This window comes from Pseudomonas sp. TAE6080 (assembly GCF_018732265.1).
In the GTDB taxonomy this organism is placed as follows: Bacteria; Pseudomonadota; Gammaproteobacteria; order Pseudomonadales; family Pseudomonadaceae; genus Aquipseudomonas; species Aquipseudomonas brenneri.
In genome coordinates this window covers 103614-126021 of the sequence record NZ_JAHIDY010000002.1, presented here as the reverse complement: position 1 = coordinate 126021, position 22408 = coordinate 103614, and the positions used below count along the sequence as shown (strand labels likewise).

The window sequence follows — 22408 nt, the reverse complement described above, 5'->3', positions numbered from 1 at the left end:
GCGATGCATCCCAATGATGACGACCGCACCCAGTTCATGCCGCGCCCGGGTGGCCGTGCGCCGGAGCCTGCGCGTGCAGAGCCGGGGCCTCTGTCGATGCCGGCGGCGCCGATCCTCACCGGCAAGAGCCAGGGCCTCAACCCTCTGGAAAGTGCCGCCGGCCCACTGCTGGCGCTGCTGACACGCCTGCGCAACACCATCGCCCATCCCGCACCGTCGAGCCTGCGCGCGCAATTGCTGGCCTACCTGCGCCAGTTCGAAGAGCGCGCCGAGGCGGCCGGAGTAGCCCGCAACGAGGTGCTGCTGGCCCGTTACGCGCTGTGTACCGCCCTTGATGAAGCGGTGCTGAGCACGCCTTGGGGCAGTGCCAGTGACTGGGGCAAGCAGAGCCTGTTGATCACCGTGCACAACGAAGCCTGGGGCGGCGAAAAGGTCTTCCAGCTGTTGGATCACTGCCTGCAAAGCCCGCGCGAGCGCCTGTATCTGCTGGAGCTGTTGTACTTGTGCATGTGCCTGGGTTTCGAGGGTCGCTACCGTGTGATGAACGACGGTCGCAGCCAGTTGGAAGCATTGCGCGAACGCACGGCGGCGGCGATTCGCAGTGCCCGTGGCGAGCATGAGCGCGAGTTGTCGCCCCATTGGCGCGGCGTGACCGTGGCCCGTGATCGCCTGGCGCAATTCATGCCGCCGTGGATTGCAGTCGCCATCGGCCTGGCGTTGTTGCTGGCCCTGTTGTTTGGCTTGCGCCTGAAGCTGGCGTCGGATGCCGAGCCGGTGTTCAAGAACATCCATGCCCTGGGGGAAATCCCGGTGCAGGCCATCGACCGTCCGGTGGCGCAGCCAAAGATCATCGAACGCCCGCGCCTGGCCGGCTTTCTGGTCGAAGACATCAAGGCGGGCCGGGTGGCGGTGGAAGATGCCGTCGACCGTTCCGTGGTGACGATCCGTGGCGATGAGCTGTTCGCCTCGGCCAGCTCCAGCATTGTCGATGACTACCAACCGTTGATGCTGCGCATCGCCGACGCCATCCGCAAGGTCAAGGGCCAGGTGCGGGTGACCGGGCACAGCGATAACCGCCCGATTGCCACCCTGCGTTTCCCGTCCAACTGGGCCTTGTCCGAAGCACGGGCCAAGTCGGTGCTGGAGATCCTCGCGGCCAAGACCGGCCAGGGAGAGCGCTTCAGCGCCGAAGGTCGCAGCGACACCGAACCGGTGGCGACCAACGCCACAGCCGAAGGCCGTGCCCGCAATCGCCGGGTTGAAATCACCGTATTGGCGGAGGGCGTCGAGTGAAGGCGTTTTTCAGTTTTATGATTCGCTGGGTGATCCCCGTACTAGGCCTGATTGCCCTGGGCCTGATCATCTGGTTTGTCGGGCCGTTGCTCGACGTGCTGGTGCCTGAAGGCCGACGCTGGGCGTTGATCATCCTGGTATTCGCGGTATGGATCGCCTACCGCGTGTTTCGCATCATCCAGGCCCGCCGCCAGGCCGCCGAAGTGATGCGCAGCCTGGCCGCCGAAACCCCGGCCGATCCCAATAGCGTCGCCACCGCTGAAGAACTCGCGACCCTGCGCCAGCGCATGGACGAAGCCCTGGCGCTGCTGAAAAAGGCCAAGCTGGGCGGCGACGAGCGGCGCAATCTCTATGAGCTGCCGTGGTACGTGATCATCGGCCCACCGGGCTCAGGCAAGACCACGGCGCTGGTCAATTCCGGGCTGCATTTCCCACTGGCCGCCCAGTTGGGCGCCGGCGCGGTGCGTGGCGTAGGCGGTACGCGCAATTGCGATTGGTGGTTCACCGATCAAGCCGTGCTGCTGGACACGGCAGGCCGCTACACCACCCAGGACAGCAACTCGACAGTGGATAAAGCCGCCTGGCTGGGCTTTCTCGACCTGCTGAAAAAGCAGCGCGCACGTCGCCCGATTGACGGCGCCTTTATCGCCATCAGCCTTTCGGACCTGCTGCTGGGCAGCGACGCCGAGCGCGCCGCCCATGCTGCGGCGATCCGCCTGCGGATCCAGGAGCTGTACACCCAACTGGGCGTGCGCTTCCCGATCTATCTGATGCTGACCAAGCTCGACCTGGTGCCGGGCTTCATGGAGTTTTTCGACAACCTGAGCAAGGAAGACCGCGCCCAGGTGTGGGGCATGACCTTTGCCCTGGACGACGGCAAGCACGGCGACAGCCCGTTGGCCTATTTGCAAAGCGAATTCGCCGGCCTGGAGCAGCGCCTCAATGAGCGCTTGGTGGAGCGCCTGCAACAGGAGCGCGACCCGGCGCGGCGTGACCTGATCTACGGTTTCCCGCAGCAGTTCGGTGCGTTGAAGGACTGCCTGCAAAGTTTCCTTGAGGGTGTGTTCAAACCCAATGCCTTTGAAGAGCGGGTACTGCTGCGCGGGGTGTATTTCACCAGTGGCACCCAGGAAGGCAGCCCGATCGACCGACTGATCGGCGCCATGGCCCAGAGCATGAACCTGGACCGCCAGCACCTGGCGCGCCAGAGCGGCACCGGGCGCAGTTACTTCATCGAAAAACTGTTCAGCGCCGTGGCCTTTGCCGAGCGCGGACTGGTTGGGGTCAACCCGAAGGTCGAACGCCGCCGCAAATGGCTGGCCCGTGGCGTCCTGGCCGCAACCGTGGCGGTGGTGCTGGTGGTCAGTACGCTGTGGTGGGTGAGTTATCGCGCCAACCAGGCGTATATCGCCCAGGTCGACCAGAAAGTCGCGCCGTTGGGCCAGGCCGTGCAAACCCTGAGCCCGGCGCAGCGCGAGGTGCTGGCCGTGCTGCCGCTGCTCAATGCGGTGAAGAACCTGGCGGGCGATTCGCCAAGCTGGTCCGAGGGCCTGGGCCTGTATCAGGGCGACATGCTCGAAGCCGAATCTGCCAGTGTTTACCGCAAGCTGCTGATCGCGGTGTTTGCGCCGCGCCTGGTCACGCGTATCGAAGAGCAACTGCACGGCGGTGGCAATTCCGACTTCCTCTATGAAGGCTTGAAGGCCTACCTGATGCTGGCTGACAGCGAGCATTACGACCCGGACTTCATCAAGGCCTGGATCGCCCTGGACTGGGACCGCAACCTGCCGCGCGACCTGCCCGCCGACCAGCGCCAGGCGCTGACCGGGCACTTGCAGGCGCTGTTCGACCGCCATCCACCGAATGCGCGCCTCGACCCACGGCTGATCGATGACTTGCGTCGGCAGCTGCAACAACTGCCGGTGGCCCAGCGCGTGTACGACCGGGTCAAGCGCCAGAAGCTGCCTGAAGGCGTGACGGATTTTCGCATCAACGAAGCGGCTGGCCGCGATGCCGCGCTGGTATTCAGCCGTAAAAGTGGCAAGCCGCTGGGTGAGCCGTTGAGTGGACTGTTTACCGCCAAGGGCTATCGCCAGGGCTTTTTGCTGACCAGCCTGAACCAGGCCGGCACCCTGGCTGAAGAGCAGTGGGTATTGGGTCATGCACCCGCAGATCAACAGAATGTCGCCAGCCTTGCCGCTGATGTACGGCGCCTGTATTTCCAGGATTATCAGCGCCAGTGGGACGCCTTGCTGGCCGATATCGACTTTGTGCCCATCACCAGCGTGGCCCAGGCGGCCGACGTGTTGCGAGTGATCTCCGGCCCGAGCTCGCCGCTGAAGAAGCTGCTGGTGGCGGTGGCCAGGGAAACCGACCTGCAGGCTGAAGAGCGTCAACTGGCTGCCAAGGGCGTGCCGGTGGAGGGGGGTGTCGACAAACTCAAGGAGCGTCTCGGCAGCCTGCTCGGCGAGGCCCAACCAACGGCCAGCGCGCCGGCCCTGACGGAAGACCCGGTGACCGCGCACTTTGCCGAACTCAACAGCATCGTGGCCAAGAACGAAGGCGAGCCGGCCGCCATCGACGGCCTGCTGGCGGACATGAATGCGCTGTATGTGCAGGTCAGCGCCATGGTCGGTGCCAGTGGCGATGCCTTGCTCGGCGAAGCCAAGAACCAGGCCGCTGCCGCCGCCACGCGGGTCAGCCTGAATGCCGAACGCCAGCCGCCGCTGGTACAGGGCATGGTCAAGTCGGTGGTCAACTCCACCACCAACAGCATGATGGGCGGGGTGCGCAATCAACTGAACGCGGCCTGGGTCAGCGAAGTGGTCAATGTCTATCGCCAGTCCCTGGCCGGGCGTTACCCGATGTCGCCTGGCAGTGCCCGCGATGCCACCCTGGACGACTTCGGCCAGTTCTTCGGGGTGGGAGGGGTGATGGACAACTACTTCCGCAAATACCTGCAACCTTATGTCGACACCTCGGCGCAAACCTGGCGCTGGCAGCCAGGGGCGGCGCAGAAGCTTGGGATCGCGCCGGGCGTGCTGCAAACCTTCCAGCGTGCGGCGACCATTCGCGATGCGTTTTTCCGCACTGGCGGCACCCAGCCCATCGTGCGCTTCGAACTCAAGCCGGTGGCGATGGACGCGACCATCACCCAGTTCCTGCTCGACCTCGACGGCCAGCAACTGAGCTACGACCACGGCCCGAGCCGGGCGGTGGCGATGCAGTGGCCGAATCCCGGCAGCAGTGGCGGGGTGCGGATCTCGATCATGCCGCCAGCCGCCAGCGGACGTTCGGGCGTGACCCTGGATGGCCCGTGGGCGTGGTTTCGCCTGCTGGAGCAATCGGACCTGTCTGCCGGCAATTCGCCGGATCGCTTCAACCTGCGCCTGCGGGTCGATGGCGCAAGCATCGCCTATGAGTTGCGTGCCAACAGCGCCTTCAACCCGTTCAAGAGCCGCGTGCTGAGCGGGTTCAGCCTGCCGGAGCGGTTATGACCACGTTGGGGTTCTACGGCAAGTTGGCCAGCCGCGGGGACTTTGTCAGCCGCGCCTTGCCCCAGAGTTTTATCGGCCCCTGGGACAGTTGGCTGGCCGCCGGTTTGCTCGCCAGTCAACACAGCCTGGGCGGCGACTGGCTCAACGTGTACCTGGTCAGCCCGCTGTGGCGATTTGTGCTGGCGCCGGGGGTGTGTGGGCCGGATGCGGCGGCGGGTGTGGTGATGCCCAGCATTGATCGGGTTGGCCGGTACTTCCCGCTGGCGGTGGTGACGTTGTTGGATCACGACACCAATCCGGCGTCCCTGGTGGGTGGCCCGGACACCTGGTTTGAGCAGGCCGAGGAGTTGTTGCTGCACACCTTGGATGCTGGCGCCACGTTCGAAGGGTTCAACGATGGCCTTGACCGCCTGGGTTTGCCGCTGAGTGAGCCGCGTGCGCTGGACAGTCGCTTCGCCGGTCTGCAACGGGTGGCCGCCACCGTACCCCATGGCCGCATGGCCGCTCTTGCCGAACAGGCCTGCGAAGGCGCGAGCCTCTGGTGGGGCCGTGGCTCGCAACGTATTTCCCCTGGTTTGCTGCGGTGCCAGGGCTTGCCGGCTGCCGGTGATTTTGCGCAATTTCTGCTCGGACAAGAAGGTGTGATGTAGATGGGGTCGACGTACAAATCCGCGAGCAAAAGCCATGTGGGCATGGTGCGCCAGGTCAATGAAGACGCGTGCCTGGACCTGCCGGAAAACCGCCTGTGGGTGGTGGCCGATGGCATGGGCGGGCATGCGGCGGGCGACTATGTCAGCAGCTTGATTGTCGACAGCCTGCGCAGCCTTCCCGTGGGGCGGTCCCTGGACGAATACACGGCCGCACTGCGCACCGAGCTGACCCGGGTCAACGCGGCCGTACGTGAAGAAACCGCCAACCGTGGCGTGACCATGATGGGCAGCACCGTGGTGGTGCTGGCTGCGCGCGGCCTGCGCGGCGTGTGCCTGTGGGCCGGTGACAGCCGCTTGTATCGCCTGCGCGATGGCGAGTTGGAACGCATCTCCCGCGACCACAGCTACGTGCAGGATTTGCAGGACAGCGGCCTGCTCAGTGAGGCCGATGCGCGGGTGCATCCACGGGCCAATATCGTGACCCGCGCCATTGGCGTGGAGGCGCAATTGGAGCTGTCGGTGGTCGACCTGTTGATCGCCCCTGGTGACAGTTACCTGCTGTGCAGCGATGGCCTGAACAAGACCGTCGAAGACCACGAGATCCGCGAAGTACTGAGCCATGCCGAGCCTGACGAAATTGTCCGCAGCCTGGTGCACCTGGGGCTTAACCGCGGTGCGCCCGACAACATCACCACCCTCGTCGTGAAGGTGTCGCCATGACCCTGATTATCCCCGGTTACGACATCGACGGCGAAATCGGTGAAGGCGCCATGGCCAGCGTCTACCTGGCCACCCAGCGCTCCCTGGAGCGCAAGGTGGCGTTGAAGGTCATGGCCGCTGCGCTGGCCGCCGACCCGAGCTTCTGTGAACGTTTCCTGCGTGAGGGCAAGACCCTGGCGCGGCTGTCGCACCCGCACACGGTGACCATCCATGACATCGGCAATGTTGGCGAACTGTATTACATGGCCATGGAATACCTGCCCAACGGCACGCTCAAGGAGCGCATCGCCGCCGGCCTGACGCCGGAGCAGGGGCTGGTGTATATCCGCCAGATCGCCTCGGCGCTGGGTTACGCCCATGCCCAGGGCCTGGTGCACCGCGACGTCAAGCCGGCGAACATCCTGTTTCGCGCCGATGGCACGGCGGTGCTGTCGGATTTTGGGATTGCCAAGTCCCTGGATGACCGGACCCAGTTCACCCAGGCCGGGTTTGCCGTAGGTACACCCAGTTACATGAGCCCGGAACAGGCGCGGGGCCAGGAAATCGATGGTCGCGCCGATCTCTACGCCCTGGGTGTGGTGCTCTATGAAATCCTTGTCGGCAAGCTGCCTTACAACGGCACCGATGCGCTCTCCACGGCCCTGGCGCACCTGACCGAGCCCTTGCCGGAATTGCCGCTGCACCATGGCCGTTATCAACAGGTGCTGAAAAAGCTCCTGGCCAAAGATCCGGCAGAGCGCTACCCCGATGCGACGGCGTTGTTGCTGGCGCTGGATCAACTGCCAGCAGAAGCACCCCAAGAAGTGCTGGAGGCAACGCTGATTCGACCGGTCAGCCGCGATCTGGCCGGCATGACTCCAGTCTCCATCGACATTCCCAGCGACCCGCCGCAGCCGCAAGTGCTACGCCAGCCAGTGGTGACGCCCACCCAGCATCGCGCCGTTGCCGAACAACGGCGTGGCCCGGTCCTGGCATTGGCTGGCCTGGCGGTGGCTGTTGCGCTGGCCATGGGTGGCGCCAGTTACTGGTGGTTGAGTGCCGACGCACCGGCATCGCCACCTGCTGCGCCAGTGCCCGCTACGCCTGCAGCCGTCACACCGTTGGCCGCCGATATCGACGGCGGCCAACGCCCTTTGCTGATGGCTGGCAAGAAAACCCTGTTCCAACGGGTCCTGAGCAAGCCCGGCGCCAAGCTCTCCAGCGAGGCGGGCGGCGCACCGGGCAAGACCTTGCCGGCGTTTTCCGTGCTTTACGTGTACCAGCGCAAAGACATCGATGCCAGCCCGTGGCTGCGTGTTGGCACCGCCACCGACGGGCGCAGCGACGGCTGGTTGCCGGCCGCGCAAGTCAGCGACTGGAAGCAGAGCCTGGTACTCAAGTTCACCGAGCGTTCGGGGCGTGCGCCGGTGATGTTCCTGCGCCAGGCTGGCGAGGTAGAAAAACTCCTGGCGGATCCCGCTTCGGCAAAAAAACTGCTGCTCAAGGCGCAGAAAAACCCCGAGGACAATCAGCAGGTCCTGGCCCTGGAGCCTGCCGCCAGCGCCGTGCCGCAGAACCAGTTCTACCTGTTGCCGATCTTCGATGCCAAAGAGAGCTTCGACGAGAATGGCCAGCCGGTGCAGTTGCTCAATGTGGCGTCCATCGATCCCGGTAGTGCCGCCGCCAAACCGGCCACCCCGGTGCTCAGTGCGAATGCCGATGCCTTCCGCACCGCCGTGGTGCTGGTGGTGGACACCACCGTGTCGATGCAGCCCTATATCGACCAAGTGCGCGACGTGGTCCACGAGTTGCAGACGCGCATTGCCGAGCGTGGCGAGTTGGACAGCGTCAGCTTTGGCATGGTTGGCTTTCGCAGCAGCGTGAAGAAAACCCCGGGCCTGGAATATGTGGCCAAGACCCTGATCACCCTCGATCAGGGACGCGACCCCCAGCGTTTTCTCGACATGGCGCGGCAGGTCAAGGCCTCGACCGTTTCCAGCCACTCCTTCAACGAAGACGCGTTCGCCGGAGTGATGCAGGCGGTCGAAGGCATGGACTGGTCGGGCTACGGCGGGCGCCTGATCCTGCTGGTGACTGATGCCGGCGCCTTGCGCAAGAACGACCCGTTCGCCGCGACCCAGATGAACGAAGCCGAAGTGCGCCAGGCTGCGCTGGGCAAGCAGATCAAGATCTATGCCCTGCACCTGCGCACCGATGCCGGCAAGAAAACCCATGGCGGCGCCGAATCCCAGTACCGCACCCTGACCGCCGACGCCAACCCGCGGATCGGTGATCTGTACACAGCCGTGCCGGGCGGCGATGTGCGCAAGCTGGGCGAGCGTGTCGATGAGATCGGTACGGTATTCGCCAATCTGGTGCATCAAGTGCGCAGCAACACCCCGCAGCCGGTACCGTTGCTCAGCAGTGCGCCGAGCCTGGCGGACAAATCCGCCGCCGTCGGCTATGCCATGCACATGGATTTTCTCGGCCACAAAGGCGCCAGCCAGGCGCCGCAACTGGTCAGTGCCTGGACCGCCGACCGTGACCTGACCAACCCCGCACTGCCGGCGTTCCAGGTCTGTGTGATGCTCACCAAATTGCAGCTCAACGACTTGCAGCAGTCGCTCAAATTGATCGTCGATGCGGCCCGCAAGACCCAGACCTCACCCAAGGATTTCTTCCAGGAAATCGCCAGTGCCTCGGCCTACATGAGCCGCGACCCGCAGGCTTTGCGCAAGGGCGGCAACCTCGCCGCCGGCGGCATCCTCGGCGAATACCTGGAAGGCCTGCCGTACCGCAGCAAGTCCTTGAACATGACCCAGGACCTGTGGCTGTCGTTGAGCGTGGCCGAACAGGAAGACTTTATCGACGAGCTGGATTCGAAAATCCGCCTCTTTGAGACCTTCCATAACGATGTGGCCAACTGGGTCCGTTTCGGTGATGCCGAACCGGGCGATGCGTTGTACCGCGTGCCATTGTCGACGCTGCCGTGATGCTGAACCTGAGCGCGGTGCACAAGAGCCGGGGCGTCGGTAACCAGCGCTATAGCCTGGTGATTCCAGCGTTGCACCTGTGTGCCGGGGAGCAATTGGCGATTGTCGGGCCGAGCGGCTGCGGCAAAAGCACCTTGCTGGATCTGCTGGCATTGGTATTGGCACCGGATCAGGTGGGCCGGTTTGAATTCAACCAACTGGATATTGGTGGTTTATGGCGCGCCAATCAGCAATCCATGTTGGCCGGGTTACGCAGCCGGCACCTCGGTTATGTGTTGCAGACCGGCGGCCTGCTGGGCTTTCTCGATGTGCGCGGCAATATTGCCCTGTCCCGGCAACTGTTGGGGCTCAAGGACGATGGCAGCGTGGCGCGCCTGGCGGCGCAGTTGCAAATCAGTGACCAGTTGGCCAAGAAACCCGCTGCGTTATCGGTGGGCCAACGCCAACGCGTCAGTTGCGCCCGTGCCTTGGCCCATGCCCCGCAATTGGTGCTGGCGGATGAGCCGACCGCGTCCCTTGACCCGCTTAACGCCGAGCGTGTCATGCAGGCGCTGCTGGCCCAGGCCCGCGAGCACCGCGCCGCCTGCGTGATCGCCACCCATGACGAGCCCCTGGCCCGCGCCAGCGGCTTGCAGGTGCGGCGCATCAGTTGCCAGCGCGACACTGATGGTGGCGTCACCGCGACTCTCGGGGAGGCGTGCTGATGCGTATCCCTCTGGTGGCCTCCCTTGCTTGGCAGGATTACCGCAACGATGGGTGGCTGTCGGCCTGTTCGGTGCTGGCGCTGGTGGCAGTGATCGCGCCGTTGCTGGTGTTGTTCGGCCTCAAATTCGGGCTAGTCAGCAGCCTGACCGAGCGCCTGGAGAATGACCCGGCGACCCGGGAAGTCATCCCGTTGGGCGGTGGTCGATTCAGCCGCAGCTTTGTCGAGCAGCTTGGCCTACGCCGCGATGTAGCGTTCGCCATCCCGCGCACGCGGCAGATCGCAGCCACGGCGCAGGTGGGGGCGTTGACCCTGGAAATGCTGCCAACCGCGCCAGGTGATCCGTTGCTGGGCGGTCTGCCCATACCGGTGGGCCTGGACCAGATCGTGCTGAGCCACACCGCCGCCGAGAAGCTGGCGGCGCGGCCGGGGGATTGGTTGCAAAGCCAATTTGCGCGGCAAGTGGCCGGGCGCGTCGAGGCCCAGCACACGCGGCTGCAGGTGCTGGCGGTGCTGCCCCTGGAGGCGTTCGCACGGGACGGATTATTTGCCGGGTTGCGCCTGCTGGAAGCGGCGGAAGATTACCGCGATGGCCGGGCTGTACCGGCGCTGGGTTGGGACGGTGACGCGGTAGGAGTGAGCGAGCAGCGGGTGTATCCGGCGTTTCGTTTGTATGCGCGCAGCCTCACCGATGTAGAGCCGCTGCGGGTGTATTTCGCCGCGCAGGACCTGTTGGTCTCGACCCAGGCGCTGAACATCGCCCAGGTGCAGTCGTTGAGCCGCAACTTGTCGATTGTGTTTTGGATCATCGCCGGGCTGGCCTTGGCGGGTGCGTTTGCGGCGATCTTCGCCGGGGCGTTGGCCGCCGTGGCGCGCAAGCGTCGGGAATTGTCGGTGTTGCGCCTGCTGGGGTTTTCCACCGGCGCGCTGTTGCTGTTTGTGGTGATGCAGGCGCTCTACAGCGCGGGTTTTGCCGCCGTGCTCAGTGCCGGCCTGTATGGCCTGGCTGAGGCGGGCTTGAATCAATTATTCGTGCAGGTGCCGGGCGAATACGCCAGCCACCTGCTGGCGCAGCATTACCTGCTGGCCCTGCTCGCGGTGCTCGGCGTCAGCGCCGTGGCGGCTGCGTGTGGGGGGTGGCGTGTGGTGCGTATCCAGGCTTCTGAGGGCATCCGAGATGTATAAGTTATTGGCCGCCGCCGTGGCGCTGAGCCTGGCCTCTGTGGCCTGGGCCGATGAGGCAAGCGATAAGCTGGACAACCCCAAGCCGTTGGCCGATGACGTCAGCCTGCCGTTGCCGTGCGAGGGCAATATGGTGTTCCGCTACGCCTATGTCCTGGCCCAGGGCACCCTGGACGACCGTGAGGTCAGCCTCGGCTACCCGTTCAGCGAAGGTGAGGCGGGCTACAAGCAGTCGTTTATCTCCGGCTATCGCCGAGACTTTATCAACGGTCAATTCACCCTCAAGGATTTGCCCAAGGGGTGGAACAAGGTCATCGCGCCGCTGATGCCCAAGACCGACGCCAAGACCCCGCTCAAGCCGATGCTCTACTTTATCGGCAAGTACGAAGTCACCGCGCGCCAGTACGCCCAGGTCATGTCCCAGGCCCAGTCGCTGGCCAGCGGCGAGCCGGCCCCGGCGTGCGAGGTGCCTGAAGGCATGGCCGGGCGCTTGCCCAAGGTCAAGCTGTCGCGCTTTGAAGCCGAGCGCTTCTCGGCGGTGTACAGCGCCTGGTTGATGAAACACCACCGCGACTTGCTGCCGGTCAGTGGTCGTGGTTCTTCGGCAGAGGAGGGCGGCCTGGGCTTTGTGCGGCTACCGACTGAAGTGGAGTGGGAATTCGCCGCGCGCGGCGGCCAGGCGGTGAGCCGCCAGGACCTCGAAGGCCGGTTGTTCCCCCGACGCATCGAGGGCAGCGACAGCGACGGCCCGCTGGCCGATTGGGCGGTGTTCAACCAGGTCGCCGGCGGCACTGGCCAGGCGGCACGACTGATGCCCATCGGCACCAAGTTGCCCAACCCCATCGGCATGTTCGACGTGATCGGCAACGCCGCCGAGATGGTCCAGGAATCGTTCCAACTGGTGCACGCCGGCCGCCGCCAGGGCACCTATGGCGGCTTTATCGTCAAGGGCGGCAACTACCTGGAGGGCGAGGGCACGCTGTTCAGCGGCATGCGCCGCGAATACCCGTTGTTCGGCGCCGATGGCACTGAGCAAAGCAACGAGACCACCGGTTTTCGCGTGGCGATTGGTGCGCTGTCGGCACCACGTTCACGCTACAACGAACTGTTCGCCCAGTGGCAGAAAGAGGGCCGGTTGGCCGCGCTGACCGATGCCATCGATGACGCCCAGGACCCGACCAAGCGCCTGGACAGCATCATCGCCGCCAGCGTCGACCCACGGTTGCAGGCCGAGTTGGGGCTGGTCAACGAAGAGCTCAAGCGCAACGTGTCGCTGATTGCCCAACAGCGCGAGGAGGCGGCCGGCAACCTGATCCAGTCTGCTGCCCTGGTGGCCGAGACCATCAATAACTACAACATCCGCCTGATCAATCTGCAGAAGAGTCGCCAGCAGTCCCTGGACGCCAAGGACGAGGCCAGCGCGCAGCTGTTCGCCACGGCGATCGCCAATGGCCGCAGCGCGCTGGACGGCGCGGTGGCGATCTATATCGACAACCTGGCCACCGGCACGCGCTACACCGATGCGGTGATCCAGGCGCAGTTTCAACGGATCCAGCAAGAATTGGAGCGCAAGCCGGTACTGGGCAAGAGCCTGGTGACGCGCGCGACGTTATTCGTTCGCCATGTCGGCAACTATCGCAAGCAACAGCGAGCCGACCCGGCAACGATTTTGAAGCAATTGCTCGCAGCGAGCGGTCAGCGGTCTTGACCGTTGGTTGTATGGCGAGCCTGGAAGGGACTCAGGCGGCATGGGCCGTGCTGGGCAAGTCAAACTTAAAAGAGAACACACCTATGCTTTTTTCCCGTAAGGCGGTTTCCAAGCGTCACTTGCTGCTGATCGCGGCTGGCTTCAGCACTGTGCTGACAGGTTGCGCCACGTCGCCGGCCTCCAAGGTCGCGTCGAGCACCAAGGTCGAGTACTACCCTAGTTGCTACGAGCCGGTGCAGCACCTGCGTGCCACCGATTCGGACATGACCAAGTCGGTTGTCACGGGTGCTGCCCTTGGCGCCGCTGGTGGTGCGCTGCTGGGGGCCCTGACCGGCGACTCCGACAAGCGTGGCCGCAACGCGGCCATTGGCGCTGCGGGCGGTGCCCTGGCGGGCGGCGCAGCGGGTTACTACACCGAGCGTCAGAAGCAGATCAGCGACGACAACCAGCGCATCGCGTCCTACGCCACTGACTTCAACAAAAGCGCCTCCGATATCGACCGCAGCACCGCGTACGCCAAGGCGTCCCAGCAGTGCTACCAGAGCGCGTTCACTAAGCTTGTGGCTGACCGCAAGGCCAAGACCGTCAACGACACCGAAGGCCGTAAGCGCCTGGCGGAAATCGTCGCTGGCCTCAAGGAGTCCAACGACTTGGTCGTCGCGGTCAACGGCAAGGCCAGCGAAGACCTGAACAACTACACCCAGGCCTACGAGAAAGACCTGCAACAGGTGGGCGTGCAGCGCAATGACGTGGTGACCGTGGCCACGGCAGAGACCACCCCGGCGGTAGTGCCGGCGAAGAAAGGCAAAACGACCGCAAAAGTCGTGACCAAGCGTCCGCCACTGCCCAAGGTGCCGACAGAAGCGGTGACCACCGAGAAAACCATCCAGACCGTCAAGGTCAAGCAGGCCGAGAGCAAGCAAGTGGCCAGCGCCGGTAAAGCGCAGATCGAAGGCACCTGCCGCGATCCAAACCTGGCTGACTGGGCACCGGTACCTTGCCCTAATGTCTGAGTAACATGTTGCTATAAGCGTTAAACGCCAGCCGATCTTCTGCCAATGCGCAAGATCGGTGGCGTTCTGTTTGCAAATCGTTAAACTGCCGTGGCCACTTAATAATTACACCGAGGCCGTGTGCATGAAATTTCGTCTTCTCCTGTGGGTGCTGGGCCTGATGATGGGCAAAGCCAGCCGCAACAACCCCGCGTTCCAACAGCAGTTGGGTGACAAGGACCTGGCGTTCCAGCTGCAGACCCTCGACGGCAAGGTTGCCCGTCACTTCATCGTCAAAGACCAGCGCATCACCAGCCGCTCGGGTGTCCACCCGGAGCCTGCGTTTGCGATTGCCTTCAAAGACGCCGCCTACGGCTTCGCCACGATGCAGGCGAAGAACAAGCAACTGGCATTCATGACAGGGATTCAGGACAAGTCGATCCAGATCAAGGGCAACCCGGCGCTGGTGATGTGGTTCCAGGGGTTGACCAAGTACTTGAAGCCGAAGAAAAAGAAGGCCTGAGAGACCGAGTTGGATTCATCGCAGGCAAGCCAGCTCCCACATTTTGATCGCATTCCAACGTTGGAACTCGGTCAACGGTGGGAGCTGGCTTGCCTGCGATAGCGGTTTGACAGACGCCCGCTTCACCCCTGGCTGAACTGCGACGCCAACTCCCGCAGCAACACCTCGGCATCCAGCACCTTGCTCACCACATCCTCAGCTTTGCTGCGGTCCAGGCCCAGGCGCTCCAGCAGCTCGTCCGGGATCTCGGCCTCAGGCCCGGAGCCGATGCCGCGCCCGCGCAACAGGCGCACGGCCAGGCACACCAGGTTCGGGTATTCGGCGTATTGGCCGTCGTAGGTCGGGTCATGCTGGAAGCGCAGGGCAGTGGACAGCTCTTGCGGCATGTCCCAGTAACGCATCAACCAGGCCCCGATCTGCTCGCGGCTGATCCCCAGCAAGTGTTGCTCGATATAGCTGTGGCACAGGTGCGGGTTGACCTCCAGGTGCCGGCAGATCAGCGAGAAGTGCGGCGGGAAGACGTGGGCCAGCAACAGATAGCCAAAGTTGTGCAGCAGGCCCGCCAAGTAGGTCAGGCCGGCTTCCGGGCGCTGGGCGCGCGGCATGGCACGGGTCAGGCCTTCGATTACCGCCGCGGTGTAGATCGACTGGTGCCAGTAGGGCGTAGCCTGTTGCGGATGGTCTTTGGGCAGGCTCAAGGTCTTGCCTAGCGCAAGGCCGAGGGCCAGGTTGATCACCAGGTCGAAGCCCAGCACGCGCACAATGGCGTCCTCTACCGAGCGGATCTTGCCCGGCGAGGCGTAGTACGGCGATGCCGCCCAGCTCACTACTTGCGCGGCCAGGGCCGGGTCGGTTTCGACCACGCCGGTGATGTCGTCGATGGTCGCGTTGGGATCGACCCGCAGCTTGATGATCTTCTGCGCGGTATCGGCCAGTGGCGGGATCTCGATGGTAGCTTCCAGGCGTTGCTGGATGCGGCGGGCGGTAAACGCCTGCATTGCCTGGGTGATCTCGTCACGATCGTCGGCAGGACGGTCGAAGTTGGGCCGGATGCTGCTCAGGGGCTCGCCGAAGTTGGCGGCACTGGCCTTGCTCAGCATGCGCTTGAAGTCATCGCTGGCGATTTCCAGCAGCACCGTGGCTTCGCCCGAATGCACCAGCAGGGTTGGCTCGCGCAGCAGACTTTCTTCGTACAGGCACGGTGAACTGGTCAGCGGTGGCAGGCCAGGCAACAGGCTCAGGCTGTGTTTGCCGAGCATGCGCTCCAGGCGTTCCGGCGAGACAGCGGTCAGGTTGCGGCCGGTCAGTTCGGTGAGGCGGTTGAGGTCTAGCAACTGGCTCTGGGGGAACAGCACCATGAGGGCGCCCACGGCGTCATCGAGCAGTACCGCTTGAACCTTTCGGGCCGGATTCAGCCCTGGGTGTTCGGTGACTTGCGTGTAGCTGATGGCGAGTTTTGCGAGCAGGTCCCGAATGACCGAGGGTGCGGTCGGCGGGGCTGTGGCGTGGGCAACTTCTGACATGGCCGGATCCAATCTCCTACATTTGCTTGGAGTATAACCAGCTTGGTCCGGCGCAGTGGTGTCTAACTGTGGTTTGTGATGGTGTTGGCGCTCCCCATTACTGTAGGAGCGAGCTTGCTCGCGAAGAACCTTAACGATAACGCGGGGCACCGGCATATACGTGGCGCCTGTGAGTTCTTCGCGAGCAAGCTCGCTCCTACAGGGGCGCTGGGTCAGACCTGGCCGTATTGCTGGCCATGACGCAGCCAGCGATCGAGCAACGGGCTGACGTGGTGCGGCCAGCGTTCCAGCAGGGCCTGGGCGGCGTCGCGCACAGCGGGCAGCAGGTCGGCGTCGCGCATCAGGTCGGCCACTTTGAATTGCAGCAACCCGGTCTGGCGGGTGCCAAGCATCTCGCCGGGGCCGCGCAGTTCCAGATCCTTTTCGGCAATCACGAAGCCATCGTTGGTTTCGCGCATGATCCCCAGTCGCTGGCGGCCAATCTGCGACAGCGGTGGATGGTAGAGCAGCACGCAGTGGCTGGCGGCACTGCCCCGGCCGACACGGCCGCGCAGTTGGTGCAGTTGCGCCAGGCCCAGGCGTTCGGGGTTTTCAATGATCATCAGGCTGGCGTTGGGTACATCCACGCCGACTTCAATCACGGTGGTGGCCACCAGCAGTTGCAGGTTGCCGGCCTTGAACTCGGCCATCACCGCGGCTTTTTCCGCAGGCTTCATGCGCCCGTGGATCAATCCGACCTTGAGCTCGCCCAAGGCGCTGGTGAGGTCTTCATAGGTGGTTTCGGCCGCCTGGCAGGTCAGCTCTTCCGACTCTTCGATCAGCGTACACACCCAATAGGCCTGGCGCCCTTCGGCGCAGGCCCCGCGTACCCGTTCGATCACTTCGACCCGACGGGTGTCGGTGACCAGCACGGTGTTGACCGGGGTGCGGCCGGGCGGCAGTTCATCGAGAATCGAGGTGTCGAGATCGGCGTAGGCACTCATGGCCAAGGTGCGTGGGATCGGGGTGGCGGTCATGATCAACTGGTGCGGATTCATCCGTCCGCCCACGCCTTTTTCGCGCAGGGCCAGGCGTTGCTGCACACCGAAACGGTGCTGTTCGTCGATGATCACCAGGGCCAGGTTCTTGAATTTCACTTCGTCCTGGAACAGCGCGTGAGTGCCCACCACCATCGGTGCGCCGGCGGCGATCTGTTCGAGGGCGGCCGTGCGGTTCTTGCCCTTGAGCTTGCCCGCTAGCCACGCCACTTCCAGGCCCAGGGGTTCGAGCCAGCGCTTGAAGGTGATGAAGTGCTGTTCGGCAAGGATCTCGGTCGGCGCCATCAGGGCCACTTGATAACCGGCCTCCAGGGCCTGCAGCGCAGCCAGGGCGGCGACCACGGTCTTGCCGGCACCGACGTCGCCCTGGATCAGGCGCAACATGGGTTCTTTCTGGCTCAGGTCGTAGGCGATTTCATTGCCTACGCGCTGTTGTGCACCGGTCGGCGCAAAGCCCAGGTTGGCCAGGTATTGCGCGGGCAGGCGCGTGGCCTTGGGCATCGCCGGCGCGCGCAGGGAACGCATGCTTTCGCGCAGGCGTTGCTGGGACAGTTGGTGGGTCAGCAGTTCTTCGAAGGCCAGGCGATGTTGGGCCCAGTGATGACCGAGGGCCAGCTCATCGACATCGGCATCGGCCGGTGGATGGTGCAGGTAGCGGATCGCGTCATCCAGGGGCGCCAATTGGTAGTCCCGGGCCAGCTCCTGCGGTAGCCAGTCGGGCAGGCTTTGCGGGCCGAGCAGGGCCAGGGTCTGCATGCATAATTGGCGCAGGCGCTGTTGCGTCAGGCCTTCGGTGAGCGGGTAGATCGGGGTGAGGGTGGTGTCTACGGGTGGTGGCTCGTCGCCGGTGATGGCACGATATTCCGGGTGATAGATTTCCAGGCCCGAGGCCCCCGGCCGGGCTTCACCGTAGCAACGCACGCGGGTGCCACGCTTGAGGCCTTCCTTTTGTGCGTTGCTGAAATGGTAGAAGCGCAGGCTCAGGCCACCGGTACCGTCCTGCAGGCGCACCACCAGGCTGCGGCGCTTGCCCATCACCACATCGGCACCGCTGACGGTGCCTTCGACCACGGCATCCTGCCCGGGGCGCAGATGGCCGATGGGCACCACACGGGTGCGGTCCTGGTAACGCAGGGGCAGGTGAAACAGCACGTCCTGGAGGTTTTCCAGGCCAACCTTGGCCAGTTTCTCGGCCATGGCTTCACCGACACCCTTGAGTGCCGTCACCGACACCTGCGACAGTTCAGTCATACAAGTGCTTAGCTCGCAGCAGGCGGCTTGGCCACCGAGCACAGGCGGATCGAGTCGGCGAGGATATCAATCGCTTTGGGGCGCGGGAAACTGGCACGCCACGCAATCGCCACGGTACGGAATGGCACGGGCGGGGTGAGCGGACGCACTTCAATCACGCCGGCAGCGTAGTGATGGCTGTCCACGGCCGACAGCGGCAGGATCGAGATGCCCAGGCCGGACGCTACCATGTGGCGAATGGTCTCCAGGGAGCTGGACTCCACGGTGGTGTGTTTGGCGCCGTCGTTGCCCTTGCTCAGGGTTGGGCAGGCCTCCAGCACCTGGTCACGGAAGCAGTGGCCTTCGCCAAGCAGCAGCAGGCTCTTGTCGTTGAGCAGGCTGGCGTCGATCGTGTCTTTCTGGGTCCATGGATGGGACGCAGGCATCAGCACAGAGAACGGCTCGTCGTAGAGCGGTAGCGTCAGCACGTCGGCTTCGTTGAATGGTAGGGCGATGATGATCGCGTCCAACTCACCGTTGCGCAGCTTGTCGCGCAACACGTGGGTGAAGTTTTCTTCGATATACAGCGGCATCTGCGGCGCGACGCGGTGCAGTTGCGGGATCAGGTGCGGGAACAGGTACGGGCCGACGGTGTAGATCGCGCCGACTTTCAGCGGGGCGGTCAGTTGGTTCTTGCCGGCCTGGGCCAGCTCACGAATGCTCTGGGCCTGCTCCAGCACCTTCTGGGCCTGGGCAACAATGCCTTCGCCTACCGGGGTGAGGCGCACGGCGCTTTTGCTGCGCTCGAAAATCAGCACACCGAGTTCGTCTTCAAGCTTCTTCACACCCACCGACAGCGTCGGCTGGCTGACATGGCAACGTTCTGCGGCATGGCCGAAGTGTTGCTCTTGGGCGAGGGTCACGATGTAGCGTAATTCTGTAAGAGTCATAGCGGGCGTCCATGAGGTTGCGGGCCAAGCATACCGGCTGCAATCGATAGGCGCACGTTATCAGAACTGGAGTGGGGATTGAGCGGTTTGTGCGGGGGATTTTGCTGAAGCCTGGGACTGTCTGTATGAGCAGGCAAGCCTGCTCATACAGACAGGGGATCAGCGGCGACGTTTCTCGATGTTGTAGACAAACGGCGCAACGATTTCGATGCTGCCGTTTTTCAACATATCGGCCGGTGGCTTGGGCAGCGGCTGGGCACGACGGATCATCTCCAGGGTAGCGCGGTCCAGGTCGGCGTTGCCGGAGCGGCCCACCAGTTCATAGGACAGCACCTTGCCTTCGGCATCCACCACGAACCGCAAGCGGTTCAAGCCTTCCTTGCCACGGGCCTGGGCGCCTGGCGGGTACTTCTTGTATTTCGCCAAGTGACCGAGCAGCGTACTTTCCCACGTCGCCTTGGCCGCGACCTGCGCCGGAGAAGGGCCGGGTTGCGGCTGCGCCGACTTTTCCGAAGGCGCATTATTCGCCGGGCTTTCGCTTGGCGGATCCTCGGAAGGTTTCTCCTTGGGCGGCTCGACCTTTTTCTCCGGCTTGGGCGGCTGTGGCTTGGGCTTTGGCTTGACCGGCTTGGGCACGGAAATGGTGGGTTTCGGTGCCTCGGCCAGTTTCGGCAATGGCAACTCTTCCACCGGTGCCGGCGGTTGCGGTGGCGTCACCACCTTCGGCGGAGCCGGAGGGGGTGGCGCCGGCATCGGCGCCAGGTCGATGACCATGGCCGCCGGTGGCAACTGCACCATGTGTGGCGCCGACCACTGGAGCGCGAGGATGATCGCGACGGCGTGGACGCCCAGCACGACGGCGAGGCTGGTGCCATAACGCGTCAGTTTGTGGCGCGTCGTGATCATTTCTTGGCTGCCGTCTCAAGTCCGACCAGACCGACCTTGAGGTAGCCGGCCGCCCGCAGGGCATCCATCACGCTCATCAGGTCGCCGTAGTCCACGCCTTTGTCGGCCTGGAAGAAGATCGTCGTGTCCTTCTTGCCCTGGGTCCGGGCGTCGAGCACCGCACCGAGGGTTTCGGATTTGACTTCTTCTTCGCCCAGGAACAGGCGTTGGTCAGCCTTGACGCTGAGGAACACCGGTTTCTCCGGTCGCGGCGCGGGTTTCGCGCTGGAGGCGGGGAGGTCGACCTTGATGTCCACCGTAGCCAGGGGTGCTGCGACCATGAAGATGATCAGCAGCACCAGCATCACGTCGATAAACGGCGTGACGTTGATTTCGTGGTTCTCGACGAGCTCGTCGTCACCTTGATTCAAATGCAGGCCCATGGCCGATTACCCCACTTTCACCATGTGCGGTTGCGAGCTGCGCTCGGTAGGCAGGTGATCGAGGTCACGGCTGACCAGCAACAGAACTTCTGCCGAAGCATCCGACACCTGGGCCTTGTAGCCGGCGATCGAACGGGCGAACACGTTGTAGATCACCACCGCTGGAATCGCGGCGACCAGGCCCAGGGCAGTTGCCAGCAGGGCTTCGGCAATCCCGGGAGCGACGACGGCGAGGTTGGTGGTCTGGGTCTTGGCGATGCCGATGAAGCTGTTCATGATGCCCCACACGGTACCGAACAGGCCGACAAACGGTGCGGTGGAACCGATGGTTGCCAGCACGCCGGTGCCATTGCTCATGTTGCGACCGCAGGCCGCTACCAGGCGCTCAAGGCGGAAACTCACACGCTCCTTGATGCCTTCCTTCTCACGGGTGTTGGCCGACAGGCGCATTTCTTCCAGGGCGTCGTGCACCAGCAGGTGCGCGAGGGTGCCCTTGATGGCCGCGCTTTCGCTGGCTTCCTTGAGGGTGGTGGCTTTTTTCAGGTTGGCGATTTCGGTGCGCAGGCGACGTTTGGCGCCCAGCAGCTCGAAGCCCTTGGCGATCCAGATGGTCCAGGTGATGATCGAGGCAATGGCCAGGCCGATCATCACGATCTTCACGATGATGTCAGCGTTTTGGTACATGCCCCAAGGCGACAGGTCGTGGGCCATGCCCAGGGTGTTGTCTTCTTCCAGGACAAGACCGGTTTCATCTGTGGGGGCTACGCCTTCGGCAGCGGCCGGGTCGGTGGCGGCAGGTGCGGCAGCCGGGGCGCCGGGTACTGCGGCATTTTGCTCAGGTGCGGGTGCTGCGGCGGCCGGGGCCGGCGCAGTAGCGGCCGGCGGGGTAGCCGGGGCCGTGACATCGGCGAAAGCGGCGGTCGGTGCCAGCAAGGCGCTGAACAGCACCGCAGCAATCGCGCGCCAGGCGCGGGACGGGCTGTGAGGCTTGGTTGGCGAAGCGGGGAGGTTATTGCGTGTCATGCTGGCCGGACCTGAGAGTTGAAAATAAGTAATTGTCCTGCCAGGCCGGAGGGCGGCCGAGGACAAACGGGCGGTTATTATTGCAAGTAATTCTTGTTAACAGAAGTAATACAGTAACTTTATTTGTGCTTTTTCTGGCCGCTGGTCACCTGCGAGGGCTAATCTAGACCTTTGAGAACGGAGTTCTGTGATGTCTGCGCCTTCTGTGGTGATTGCCGGTTGTGGTGATGTAGGGAGCCGGCTGGCAAGTCAATTGCTGGCCGCGGGATGGGAGGTGCATGGCCTGCGACGCAATGTCTCGCGCCTGCCGGAAGGGGTGATTGGCATTGCCGGTGACCTGTTCAATAAAGAGTGTCCCGACACGTGGCCGATCGGCGGCGTGGATTACCTGGTGTACTGCGCCGCTGCAACCGATCACGACGAGGCGGGCTACCGCAAGGCTTATGTCCAGGGCTTGCAGCATGTGCTGGAGTGGCTGGGCGACTATGGCCAGGAGCCCAAGCATCTTGTTTTCGTCTCCAGCAGCAGTGTCTACGGCCAGCAGGATGGCGAGTGGGTCGATGAGAGCTCGGCCACCCAGGCTGTCGGCTATTCCGGGCAGGTGATGCTGGAGGCCGAGCAAGTGGCATTCAACAGCGGTATCCCGGCCACGACGCTGCGCCTGACTGGCATTTACGGTCCGGGTCGTGAGTGGCTGTTGAGCCAGGTGCGTCAAGGCTATCGCGTGGCGATCGAGCCACCTTTGTATGGCAACCGCATACATGTCGATGATGCAGCCGGGTTGCTCGCCTTTCTGCTGCAACATGTAGAGCAGGGCGGTTCGCTGGACAAGGTTTATATCGGTGTCGACGATGCGCCTGCGCCGCTGTCTGAAGTCGTGGGCTGGCTGCGTGAGTATCTTGGGGTCACCGAGTGGGCCGAAGACGCCAGCGTGCGGCGCGCGGGCAGCAAGCAGTGCAGCAATGCGCGGGCCAAGGCGTTGGGCTGGACGCCAACGTATCCAAGCTACCGCGAAGGCTATGCGGCCATCCTCAAAGGCTGAAGCGCGGTTGAAAATGTGGGAGCGGGCTTGCTCCC

Annotated in this window: 17 protein-coding genes; 11 read left to right on the top strand and 6 right to left on the bottom strand. The window is 63.9% G+C overall.

The features are described 5' to 3' along the window. Window positions 1–3: 3 nt before the first annotated feature. The 10 genes from KL786_RS02990 to KL786_RS02945 all read left to right on the top strand — a co-directional run bounded on the left by KL786_RS02990 (window position 4) and on the right by KL786_RS02945 (window position 14240). The gene (locus KL786_RS02990) at window positions 4–1293 is read left to right on the top strand and encodes a DotU family type VI secretion system protein (protein WP_154841294.1); all 1290 of its coding nucleotides are present in this window, start codon (window positions 4–6) and stop codon (window positions 1291–1293) included. Beyond that, on the top strand, window positions 1290–4790 hold the full coding sequence (tssM, locus tag KL786_RS02985; RefSeq protein WP_215516684.1) for a type VI secretion system membrane subunit TssM: 3501 nt from the start codon (window positions 1290–1292) through the stop codon (window positions 4788–4790). Before KL786_RS02990 ends, tssM begins: the two co-directional genes overlap by 4 nt. Then, on the top strand, window positions 4787–5440 hold the full coding sequence (tagF, locus tag KL786_RS02980) for a type VI secretion system-associated protein TagF (RefSeq protein WP_215516683.1): 654 nt from the start codon (window positions 4787–4789) through the stop codon (window positions 5438–5440). The genes tssM and tagF overlap by 4 nt, the downstream gene beginning before the upstream one ends. Continuing rightward, window positions 5441–6160: a PP2C family protein-serine/threonine phosphatase gene (locus KL786_RS02975; protein ID WP_215516682.1), complete on the top strand. Its 720-nt coding sequence runs from the start codon at window positions 5441–5443 to the stop codon at window positions 6158–6160. After that, complete coding sequence (locus KL786_RS02970) at window positions 6157–9132, top strand: serine/threonine-protein kinase (RefSeq protein WP_215516681.1); 2976 nt, start codon at window positions 6157–6159, stop codon at window positions 9130–9132. The genes KL786_RS02975 and KL786_RS02970 overlap by 4 nt, the downstream gene beginning before the upstream one ends. Next, on the top strand, window positions 9132–9836 hold the full coding sequence (locus KL786_RS02965; RefSeq protein ID WP_215516771.1) for an ABC transporter ATP-binding protein: 705 nt from the start codon (window positions 9132–9134) through the stop codon (window positions 9834–9836). The genes KL786_RS02970 and KL786_RS02965 overlap by 1 nt, the downstream gene beginning before the upstream one ends. Beyond that, window positions 9836–11020, top strand: coding sequence for an ABC transporter permease family protein (locus KL786_RS02960; RefSeq protein ID WP_215516680.1), 1185 nt, complete (start codon window positions 9836–9838; stop codon window positions 11018–11020). The genes KL786_RS02965 and KL786_RS02960 overlap by 1 nt, the downstream gene beginning before the upstream one ends. Further along, window positions 11013–12725: a formylglycine-generating enzyme family protein gene (locus KL786_RS02955; RefSeq protein WP_215516679.1), complete on the top strand. Its 1713-nt coding sequence runs from the start codon at window positions 11013–11015 to the stop codon at window positions 12723–12725. Before KL786_RS02960 ends, KL786_RS02955 begins: the two co-directional genes overlap by 8 nt. A gap of 83 nt (window positions 12726–12808) precedes the next feature. Beyond that, on the top strand, window positions 12809–13738 hold the full coding sequence (gene tagQ / locus KL786_RS02950) for a type VI secretion system-associated lipoprotein TagQ (RefSeq protein ID WP_215516678.1): 930 nt from the start codon (window positions 12809–12811) through the stop codon (window positions 13736–13738). A 124-nt stretch (window positions 13739–13862) separates the two neighbouring features. After that, the gene (locus KL786_RS02945; protein ID WP_215516677.1) at window positions 13863–14240 is read left to right on the top strand and encodes an SCP2 sterol-binding domain-containing protein; all 378 of its coding nucleotides are present in this window, start codon (window positions 13863–13865) and stop codon (window positions 14238–14240) included. A gap of 122 nt (window positions 14241–14362) precedes the next feature. On the opposite strand, the gene KL786_RS02940 is transcribed toward KL786_RS02945, so the two are convergent. The 6 genes from KL786_RS02940 to exbB form a co-directional block, all read right to left on the bottom strand. Further along, window positions 14363–15763, bottom strand: coding sequence for an aminoacyl-tRNA deacylase and HDOD domain-containing protein (locus KL786_RS02940; RefSeq protein WP_215516676.1), 1401 nt, complete (start codon window positions 15761–15763; stop codon window positions 14363–14365). Window positions 15764–15975: 212 nt separating this feature from the next. Continuing rightward, window positions 15976–18051, bottom strand: a complete 2076-nt coding sequence (recG, locus tag KL786_RS02935; RefSeq protein ID WP_215516675.1) for an ATP-dependent DNA helicase RecG — start codon at window positions 18049–18051, stop codon at window positions 15976–15978. 8 nt (window positions 18052–18059) lie between these two features. Continuing rightward, the gene (locus KL786_RS02930) at window positions 18060–18980 is read right to left on the bottom strand and encodes a hydrogen peroxide-inducible genes activator (protein WP_032856799.1); all 921 of its coding nucleotides are present in this window, start codon (window positions 18978–18980) and stop codon (window positions 18060–18062) included. 159 nt (window positions 18981–19139) lie between these two features. After that, window positions 19140–19886 carry a TonB family protein gene (locus KL786_RS02925; protein WP_215516674.1) on the bottom strand — a complete coding sequence of 249 codons (747 nt, stop codon included), beginning with the start codon at window positions 19884–19886 and terminating at the stop codon, window positions 19140–19142. After that, window positions 19883–20308, bottom strand: a complete 426-nt coding sequence (exbD, locus tag KL786_RS02920) for a TonB system transport protein ExbD (protein WP_029289838.1) — start codon at window positions 20306–20308, stop codon at window positions 19883–19885. Before exbD ends, KL786_RS02925 begins: the two co-directional genes overlap by 4 nt. 6 nt (window positions 20309–20314) lie before the next feature. After that, complete coding sequence (gene exbB, locus KL786_RS02915) at window positions 20315–21331, bottom strand: tonB-system energizer ExbB (protein ID WP_215516673.1); 1017 nt, start codon at window positions 21329–21331, stop codon at window positions 20315–20317. A gap of 190 nt (window positions 21332–21521) precedes the next feature. Between exbB and KL786_RS02910 the strand changes: the two genes are divergently transcribed. Beyond that, window positions 21522–22373: an SDR family oxidoreductase gene (locus KL786_RS02910; RefSeq protein WP_215516672.1), complete on the top strand. Its 852-nt coding sequence runs from the start codon at window positions 21522–21524 to the stop codon at window positions 22371–22373. The last annotated feature ends 35 nt before the right edge of the window (window positions 22374–22408 follow it).